At 38.3% G+C, this 8,638-nt stretch carries 10 protein-coding genes; all 10 read left to right on the top strand.

Translation table 11 applies throughout. The annotated features are described in order from the left end of the window. The first annotated feature begins 261 nt into the window (after positions 1-261). A complete protein-coding gene (locus KM934_RS11845; protein WP_215760811.1) occupies positions 262-804 on the top strand; it encodes a fibrobacter succinogenes major paralogous domain-containing protein in 543 nt (180 codons plus the stop codon). A gap of 20 nt (positions 805-824) precedes the next feature. Beyond that, positions 825-1,721 (top strand): hypothetical protein, encoded by an 897-nt coding sequence (locus tag KM934_RS11840; RefSeq protein ID WP_215760810.1) that lies wholly within the window; start codon positions 825-827, stop codon positions 1,719-1,721. A 418-nt stretch (positions 1,722-2,139) separates the two neighbouring features. After that, positions 2,140-3,594, top strand: coding sequence for a hypothetical protein (locus KM934_RS11835; protein WP_215760809.1), 1,455 nt, complete (start codon positions 2,140-2,142; stop codon positions 3,592-3,594). A gap of 207 nt (positions 3,595-3,801) precedes the next feature. Continuing rightward, on the top strand, positions 3,802-3,966 hold the full coding sequence (locus tag KM934_RS11830; protein WP_215760808.1) for a hypothetical protein: 165 nt from the start codon (positions 3,802-3,804) through the stop codon (positions 3,964-3,966). A 190-nt stretch (positions 3,967-4,156) separates the two neighbouring features. After that, positions 4,157-4,552, top strand: a complete 396-nt coding sequence (locus KM934_RS11825) for a hypothetical protein (RefSeq protein ID WP_215760807.1) — start codon at positions 4,157-4,159, stop codon at positions 4,550-4,552. Positions 4,553-4,672: 120 nt separating this feature from the next. Then, positions 4,673-5,101: a hypothetical protein gene (locus tag KM934_RS11820; protein ID WP_215760806.1), complete on the top strand. Its 429-nt coding sequence runs from the start codon at positions 4,673-4,675 to the stop codon at positions 5,099-5,101. A gap of 400 nt (positions 5,102-5,501) precedes the next feature. After that, on the top strand, positions 5,502-5,717 hold the full coding sequence (locus tag KM934_RS11815) for a hypothetical protein (protein WP_215760805.1): 216 nt from the start codon (positions 5,502-5,504) through the stop codon (positions 5,715-5,717). A 211-nt stretch (positions 5,718-5,928) separates the two neighbouring features. Then, positions 5,929-6,690: a hypothetical protein gene (locus KM934_RS11810; RefSeq protein WP_215760804.1), complete on the top strand. Its 762-nt coding sequence runs from the start codon at positions 5,929-5,931 to the stop codon at positions 6,688-6,690. Further along, positions 6,674-7,963: a hypothetical protein gene (locus KM934_RS11805; protein ID WP_215760803.1), complete on the top strand. Its 1,290-nt coding sequence runs from the start codon at positions 6,674-6,676 to the stop codon at positions 7,961-7,963. The genes KM934_RS11810 and KM934_RS11805 overlap by 17 nt, the downstream gene beginning before the upstream one ends. Before the next feature lie 176 nt (positions 7,964-8,139). Beyond that, the coding region (locus KM934_RS11800) for a hypothetical protein (protein WP_215760802.1) at positions 8,140-8,638 on the top strand (499 nt) is incomplete at its 3' end.

The raw sequence follows: 8,638 nt of genomic DNA, 5'->3' as shown, positions 1-8,638 counted from the left end.
AGTTTGTGACAGTGATGAAAATAAGCAAAATCAAGTTTATGGTTTATTAACGAGAGGTTTTCTATAGGGGTGCTGAGTAGTTACTATTGCTGACTATTCCTATGAAAAGATGAAATTCTTAAATACACTGTTTGCTAATTGGAAGCAAAAAATGGTTGATTTGCAAAAAACAGTTGAAAAGGGACGCGCCAAGTTAGGATGAAGTCCCCCTAAAAAACGAATTTTAAGGTTAACGGGGCAAAATGACAGCTTACTAATTTTATGATAGGAAAATTCATATTAAAAGACGGTAGCATCGTAGACATTCTCCCAAAAACAAAGAAGGTATTGGGTGTCATCTTTAATGAAACCAAAGAGGCTTATTTCATTTTGCCTTTTGAAGACATTAATAGTCATCATTCCTATGATCTTGAAGAAATCATGGATATTGCGAAAAGTTACAATCAGGCTCATGGCAACCGATACTTGCAATGGCATGTCCCGTCTTTTAAGGAGTGGAATATGATTATCTCACGATTGGGAAAAACTGATGTTATAGGAAGTGAGGAGATTGCTGGATGTGATCGTATGACAGAATGGACGGAATTTGACAAAGACGTTGCTACAGAAAATCTTAAAAAGTTTGGACTAACACCCGAAACCACTTATTGGAGTAGCACTATAGAATATGATGATGATGTCTATATCTTCGACTTGGGAATGGGGGTTGTCGAAGCCTATCCTGTCTTTGATGATGGCGAACCATACGACTATTCCTTACGACTGGTAGGAAAAGTCATTAAGAACAAAAATCATCATGTCTAATATTTAATCCAACATTGATTATGGGAACATTCGCATATCATGCCACAACCCCAAGAGTCTCTGCCATTACGGGGCACGAAGTGGTGGCTGGGGGTGCAAGAGGTTATCAACCTTTTTGCCACACTTTTAGTGTCAAAGATTCCAAGGATGAGCATTGGCAAAAAATGAATACCTATAATATGTGGGAAGTGCCAGAGGGGATGAAAGTCGATTCTGAATTGGGGAAAATACCTATTGAGATGGATTTTATGATTCATTTTCAAAGTGAGATGTTCCCAGAAGTGGTGGATTATGGCTTGGAGAAGACCAAAGATGTAGAGTTGGCGTGGATCGTCTTTGAAAAGGATGAAAGCAAAGAATATAATTCACTTTATATTTACTCCCACTTTGAACGGAGGAAACGTCCACTTTATGCCAAGGAACTATTTAATCCATTAATCACTTTAATCCCTGAATTGGAACGCATCGAGGATTATCTTAAAGGTGGCGGTATCTATAATATTGGAGTGAGTTTTGGTTTTAAACAATCCAATGGAATCATCACTGATCTCCGTATAGATTCTATACCATTAGCTTCATATCCTGACCAAGGTTTCCTTGATTTTACGGAAGATGGGCTTAAGCGTGACATTTGGTATCTAGCTCCAGAAACAAGGACTGCCCACTATGACCGTCGTGCAGATATCTTCGCCCTTGCTCGTTCGCTCGGTTGTTATGAGCATGGAAATCCTTGGTTGTCTTCAAGAGAGTTAAAAGAAATACCATTTGAGGAAGCATTCCGAATAACCTGTGAACGACAAATCGAGAAGGGATTGGACGGTGTGGGAAAGCATGTACTGGAAAAAGCATTGGCATTCGACCCCAGTGAGAGATACCAAACCCTATCTGAGTTTTTTGATGCATTGGTATATGAATGATATGATGTTGGTGATACACCCTAAAGACAGAACGGCTGCTATGCTCTCAGTATTGTATGAAGGGCAAAATGCGCAAGTTGTAGATGATGCTTGCTCAACCAAAGAGGTGGGCGTATGTTGTTGCATACATCCAAACAAGAACGTATCTTGCTGTTTGGGCATGGTTGTGACAATGAATTGTATTATCGTGAAGATGATACGAATGATTCTTTTGACAAAATCATTGTTGAGCATCCTCATGTTTATCATTTGCGGCATCATGGGAGCAATCATATCGGAATTTAGTATCATGCGGATATGTACAGGGATACACGCAACCGCATTGTGGAAGTACATTATGAAAAGCCCATCCACAATGCAATTGCATTATGATTTCAAGTCTATCAATAATATAACAAATGAGAAAAAATAAATAGAAATGGATAGTCGTATTAAAGACTTAGGAAAAGACCAACGCATAGCCTTGGCTCGTATCGTCTATGACTTGATAATGGCAGATAAAATTATAGATGACGAAGAAATAACAAAGTTTGCTGATTTGTTCGGAGAGGAGAACAATCGAAATCTTTTCCGTCAAGCTCAAGAACTTACATTTGCGAAGGCTATAAAACTATTGAATTTGCCTACATATGAAAATAGCGAAAGTGAAGCCGTCAGGAAATTACATGCGGAACAATGGCGTAAACAAGCAGAAAAAGCTGCTGGCATTCTGAATGAGACGGCAAATAGCGATGGCTATTGCGCTCCTTCTGAGGCTATTTTACTATTGGCTATAGACTATTTTATCAAGAAGAACAATGTTTCATATACAAAATATGATGTTCAGTCATTCAAATTGACAGACATATTCATTGGTAAACGTTTCATTTTGTATGTAGACAATAGTAATAGTAGTAAAAGTCTAGAAATAGAGGAGAACTACGATTTGATAGTAAACCTATTGGCAAGTATCGATTTCCAATTTATCTATATTCCTAAAATTGTAGAACAATATAAAAAAAGAGGATTAGAAAAGTTTAAGGCGATGTCTATGTATGTATTCCCTGACATACCTGAAGATAAAGTGGAAAAAGTGTTTGATAAAATCATAAAGATGGACACCAAGAGTTTTGTCAAAGACTATCTTAATGAAAAATTAGGTTTCAATATCATTTGTCCCCGTCCAACCCTAATGGTTATGCTTGGTCGTTCGAGCGTGATTGGTAAGAATATATCTGAGAAAGGATTGGTTTATGACACAAATGCCAATTTTCTCAAAATAAATATAGGGGAAGATAGGGTTCTTGATGTGATTGGCGATTTTATACATGATTTCAACAAACTTGTTACATTTAATTTCCATATAGACTTTAATCCATCTAAAGATAAGATTTTGTATCATGGAATACATAAGGCCTTTTTTAGGTTGGTTGCTTTAGCCAAGAACAATCCTCAGCAATACAATATCAACATCAGTACTAATCTACATGCAGTGTTTATTAATGACAGAAAATTGCCATTGGCTATGGGTAAGGCTGCTATTTACATTATGATACTGTGTAGGTCATTCTTTGGTGACAAGAAAGGGCTTCCGATGAACAAAGCATTTAATGTCCTAACAACAAGTGAACAAAAATGTCTTCAAAATCAATATGAATGGATTTGTTCACATTTGTCTAACAATGCAACTTCTGAAAGGAAACCATTATACCCCAATGTAGTGAACAGAATTTCAGAAATACGCAATGCTATAGATACTGTTGTTGGGAGCAGACTGATAGGAGAAATCCAAATAGGCACAGGAGAATATATCAATACAATCGTGTTACCTGAAAAGGTTACTGTAAATGGTATACCTATAAAAGAACACCAAGATTGGGGAACTTTTATATAATATATTTGAAGCTTCATTATATGGAATCTGGGAGTGAGTACATAAAGTTACACACTTCCAGATTTTTTTTTGTAAAAGTGCAATGTAAGAAAATGTGTGCGCTTTGCCAACTGATTCATTCCTTGTAATTTTGCAGTAGAAACAAAGACAAAGGGATATGTAACGAAGCATATCATTGTTGGAGTAATAATTAAAAATATAAATATTATGAGTAAATTTACAGATGGTCTTAAGAAAGGTGCAGGATGTGCAATAGGTGGTGCTTTAGCATTAGGTGTAATTGGTTTCGTAATTGGTGGTCCAGCAGGTGCTGTGGCTCTTGGAACAAAAGGACTTCTCGCAGGTGGTGCTGCTGGAGCCGGTGGTTCATAAATCAGAGTGGTTATGTGAGATTATTTGTCTGTCAATGGCAAATTTCATTTCAATAATTTAAGTGTAACATAATAAATCCAACGATTATGGTTATTACATCAGGAATGATTGCTTATTGCTCATATATTGCAGCAAAGCAAATTGGCATGTGGTATGATGATTATAAGAGAAGCCAAAATAACAAGAAGAAATGAGAACTGAAAAAGTAAATAGCCTTTTGGCTGAAATCGTAAGTAGTCAGGGATTCATTAACATTGACCAAAACGATGTTGATAGTTTCAAGGCTAATGTCAGCGATATTGACGCCGAAAAGGTTTCTGGGAAGATTGAAGAGATTGGCGTTATGCTCGATAACTCCATTTCCTCAATTATCGAGAGAAACGATAGCAAACAAGTAAAAGGATTGCTATTCGTCATTAGACTTCCACAAGATAATTGTTTCATGGAGAAGATAAATGACATTCATGAGGTAATAGACAAACTGGGCGAAGAATTGGAATGCAAATGGGGATTGTCCACAATGGAACATATACATGGTGACCATTTGGAACTTATAGTTGCAATCGGTTTTAACAATGTTAAATGATATAATGCAGAAAAATGAGAAAACATTGGTTACAAACTATACAAGCATTGCATTAATTCTTGAAAATACAATTCAAATTGTAGTATAAGACATAAGTATAACAAATAAAACAATAAAAATATGGTACGTCCTCCTAAACCAGGTAGCTTAGGCTACAACGCAATTACAGGAACTGTTGGCGCAACCGTTGGTATGGCTTCTGGTTCCGCACTTTCAGAGATGGGAGCAAATGCATTAGGCTCTTCTATAACAAGTGCAAGTAATAATGCTGTGAATTCTTTTTCTAATTCTATTAATTCAGCATCCTCTGGTATCGGAAATGCCCTGTCTGGACTCGGTACAGTTGGAGCTACAGTTGGTACAGCTATCGCATCCACAGGCTCAACAGTTGCATCTGGAATAGGAGCAGTAGCATCAGGAGCCAGTGCTGTAGGAACTGCGGTTGGTGGACTTGTCGTAGCGGCAGCTCCTTTTGTTGGAGCCATTGCTGTTGGTGGAGCAATCGGTGCAGGAATTGGTTGGTGTATTGGAAAATTGTTTGACGATTAAATATTTAACTTATGGGTACAGTATTAGCAATCATGGGAGGTTACTATCTCCTTAGCGGTAAGGCTTTTAAAGCCGCCAGCGAAGCGTCAAAATGGATTGATGATAAAATTAATCAGTCGAAAGATAAATAATAAAAAAGGTTATACAGGATTTAGTGTGAGTTAACATTCCTGGATTGTTAATTCGTTAACATCTCGGATGTTCCCCTATCGGAGAACTATCACAAAGAGGGCCTTGCAAAGCCTTTTCCTATAGCTCGGATACAGGCAAATGTGAAATGGCATTAAATTAACTCACAATAAATCCCGTAGAACCATAAAAAATGTTTGAACAAAAGTTGGCAAGTGAATATGCCAATATATATCCTTCAAAACAAGGTTGAATTTAAAATTGGGAAACTATGGGCATTGGTACAATATATCACATTGGTGCGGCAACGTTTCACCTTGCTTACGGGAACGTTCCTATGGCATTAGCCGAAGGAGGAGCAGCAATAAAGAGTTATGCTATGGGAGAGTTATTGTCTCCAATAACAGAGCCTTTAAAAGATTATTTCTTTGATGGTGTAGAAGCAACATGTAATCCTGATATAGTGGATAATATTCCATTTTTATAACCATTTAATATTCATTTTTTAGAATGACTATATGGCAAGAGTAAAAGAAATCCGTGGGCTAAAATGCCCACATCATGAGTATTCAAGAGATGACCATCATTTCTGCTACCAAGAAGCTTACCCTGGTGCAAAGCCAACAAATGGTACGAGGTGTATAAAGTGTGGTTATACTATGTCATTACATAAAGTGCAGAAAGTGTGAGGTTAGCCTATGCCCGAATACAACAATGCGCAATGGATGAAGTATATGCGTCGGCATGAGGCGAATGTGTTCAATGCTATCTTCTATGACAAGGAAGAAGTCACGGAAGATAACATTCAGCGTATCATTGCTGATGTGGCATCGTTTTTCAGCTTGCCTGTACCTGAAATAAATGGCAAATGTGAATCTTTTGCGGAGGTATTGCTTGGCGACAAAGCAGGGGAATGTGAGCTTTCATACAACTTGGAAATGCTGAGAACTGCGGGCATCAACAACAAAGATGCTTTCACTTTGTGTATCGTTCATGAGATGGCTCACCAAGCTCTTCACAGGTACCAATTTATGCTTTTTTGCAGTGAACGCTGGATGCAGGAACTGGCCGCAGATCTAACAGCCGGACTATATGCCGAGCGACATCATTTGGCAACAGGAAAGTTCAAGTACGCATTATCCACACAAAAATACAGCATTACTCACCCCGATGGGAAAATAAGAGAAAACATTGTAGAATGTGGAAGGCACTATCTTGAACAGCAAATAGTGAACGGTACAAAGATGATGAATATGGTGCTACAGATTATGCCCACCTTCGTCTTTACACATAAAAAGAAACTGAAGACAGACTGGTATCAGTTGCTTGACGAATTGGAATATTCTCCACAAGAGCCAGTACGATATAGAATAGAAGATTTGCCTGACAGTAATCTGATTAAGCAAGCTGTCTTAAAATACAAACTATCAAAAGCGCAAGAAGATGAAAATCATAGATAATGACCCTATAGACAAGCCTTGTATTGGCGAGTTGATTGAAGAACAGTGTGCAGTAGGGCAATTTGCCGACAACTGTCTTTATTTGATTGCCGATCCAGAGGCAGCCATAGCCAAACGTGCAGTGGACATTATGGAGCAGTTTAAGCAGATTGCTGACTGCGATGACTACTACAACACCTATGAATTGGAGGTCGTCCAGAATGTGGAGTTAAAAAATCACCCCAAGATAAAAGAACATATCGAGCAACATGGTGACAATTTTCTCATCCAGTTGGCTTCACATGGTTTCAATGAAAAGAAGCGGTTTATCGTTGCCAAGACTGACAACGACAAGCTGTTTGAAAATATCAATCTTATGATTTATGCGGCAGAACGCATAGCAAAGTTTGATATAGCGGCATTACTCCGCTCGTTTGTAGAAGATAATACAGATGAGTTCGTTGAACTTGCGAGGAATGCCATAACAGACAAACGTTTCCAGTCCAACTATTTCGCTGCGCTATCAGCGAATACAATCCATCCGACCTTTGGAATGGCATCTTCCACCGCCAAGCTCAAAGAACAGATGGAGATTAAGGGTGTCATCACCCATAAACAACGCATGGAAATGTATGACCGGCTATTGGACAACTTGAAAAAGAGTCATAAGAAGCATGACCCAAAGATGGAAGCAGAAATAGAATTTATCATTAAGTCTATAGATCCTGCTACTCTACGAATGTTCTTCCAAAGGCAATCACCAAAATTGCAAGAGAAGATGTCCGATTTCGTCAATCCGAAACATTTGGCGGAAGTCTCGTCAATGGATTTGGAGATACGCTGGTCTGAAAAAATTGACAAAACACGAAAGACGGACGGTCATTATCGTCTCTTTCTAAGCAGAGGTGACGAGAGGTTAATGGTGCATTTCAGTCGAAGTGCAGGTTTTGTGCTTTATCTTATCTATCTTATAGACCGCAAGAAAAACGGTGACAAGGTTGATACGTTGAACATTGTCCAATACAAGCAGCTCTTTGGAAAACTGTACGAGATGACTTATGGCATCAATGGAGAAACAATATTTACCGACATGGTGAAGAATTTCAATTCAGAAGGCGAATTACAACAGAAAGGCTTGTACACAGTGCTGAAAAGTATTCGTGAAGACATTGGAAATACCTGCGAAAGGATGCAGGAACCTGCAGAGCCGTTCCTTTTGCAAGATATGAAAGCCCACCTTGCAGTTCTGCCAAAACACATTATTTTGCCTGAAAAAATCATGGCACTGATTTAGTGTTAAAATGTTTAAATGCACAACTCTAACATATTGATAATCAATGAAGATATAAGACTCACATTGTTCACATAGCAAAGAACAGCCAACCTGTCAAAATCCACCGAACTTTGCATCAGAAAATCCGATGTAAGGTTCGGTTTTTTGTATGTATAAATTTAAGGATTTTGACAGATATGAGAACAAACGATTTTACTGCAAAGCAGACTATCCTCGGTCTTGTAGAGGTTGTCCGTTTGGAAATTGAGAGTAAGAAGAAAACACTCACGATAGGTGATGAAGAACTTGTTCAGAAGATAATGAGCAAGGTATCGGAAGCAAATAAGGAGTTTACTACAGAAAAGGAAGAACTCCGCTATTGGGGTATTGTGACACGTGAAGTAGCATGGTATGAAGCCAACACTGAAGAGTCTGAAGAAATCATCAATCGATTAAAATCAGGTGACCAGTTGTTTGCCCAGAAATTCTTCTACAGCACAAATACCAACGGATGCAATATCAGCCGTTTCCGCTCAAAGATACTTGCTAATATCAAACAGACATACAAGATTGAGGTATCTGTAGAAGAGTTTGGCGACATACTTTATACTTTCTTGTGGAATGAAGGTACATGGAGTATACGGCGCACCCGACAAACCCTGTGGAGTGCTGTGCAGATGCTAACCCAAAAACTAT

It is taken from the genome of Hallella faecis, from assembly GCF_018789675.1.
Classification (GTDB): Bacteria; Bacteroidota; Bacteroidia; order Bacteroidales; family Bacteroidaceae; genus Prevotella; species Prevotella faecis.
The sequence above is the reverse complement of the archived record's forward strand: the minus strand, read 5'-3'. Positions and strand labels throughout refer to the sequence as shown.

Excerpts from the sequence above, each read along its gene's own strand:
- KM934_RS11830 (WP_215760808.1), top strand. The coding sequence starts at position 3,802 with ATGAGTAAATTTACAGATGGTCTTAAGAAAGGTGCAGGATGTGCAATA.
- KM934_RS11815 (WP_215760805.1), top strand. The coding sequence starts at position 5,502 with ATGGGCATTGGTACAATATATCACATTGGTGCGGCAACGTTTCACCTT.
- KM934_RS11810 (WP_215760804.1), top strand. The coding sequence starts at position 5,929 with ATGCCCGAATACAACAATGCGCAATGGATGAAGTATATGCGTCGGCAT.
- KM934_RS11825 (WP_215760807.1), top strand. The coding sequence starts at position 4,157 with ATGAGAACTGAAAAAGTAAATAGCCTTTTGGCTGAAATCGTAAGTAGT.
- KM934_RS11840 (WP_215760810.1), top strand. The coding sequence starts at position 825 with ATGGGAACATTCGCATATCATGCCACAACCCCAAGAGTCTCTGCCATT.
- KM934_RS11820 (WP_215760806.1), top strand. The coding sequence starts at position 4,673 with ATGGTACGTCCTCCTAAACCAGGTAGCTTAGGCTACAACGCAATTACA.
- KM934_RS11845 (WP_215760811.1), top strand. The coding sequence starts at position 262 with ATGATAGGAAAATTCATATTAAAAGACGGTAGCATCGTAGACATTCTC.
- KM934_RS11805 (WP_215760803.1), top strand. The coding sequence starts at position 6,674 with ATGAAAATCATAGATAATGACCCTATAGACAAGCCTTGTATTGGCGAG.
- KM934_RS11835 (WP_215760809.1), top strand. The coding sequence starts at position 2,140 with ATGGATAGTCGTATTAAAGACTTAGGAAAAGACCAACGCATAGCCTTG.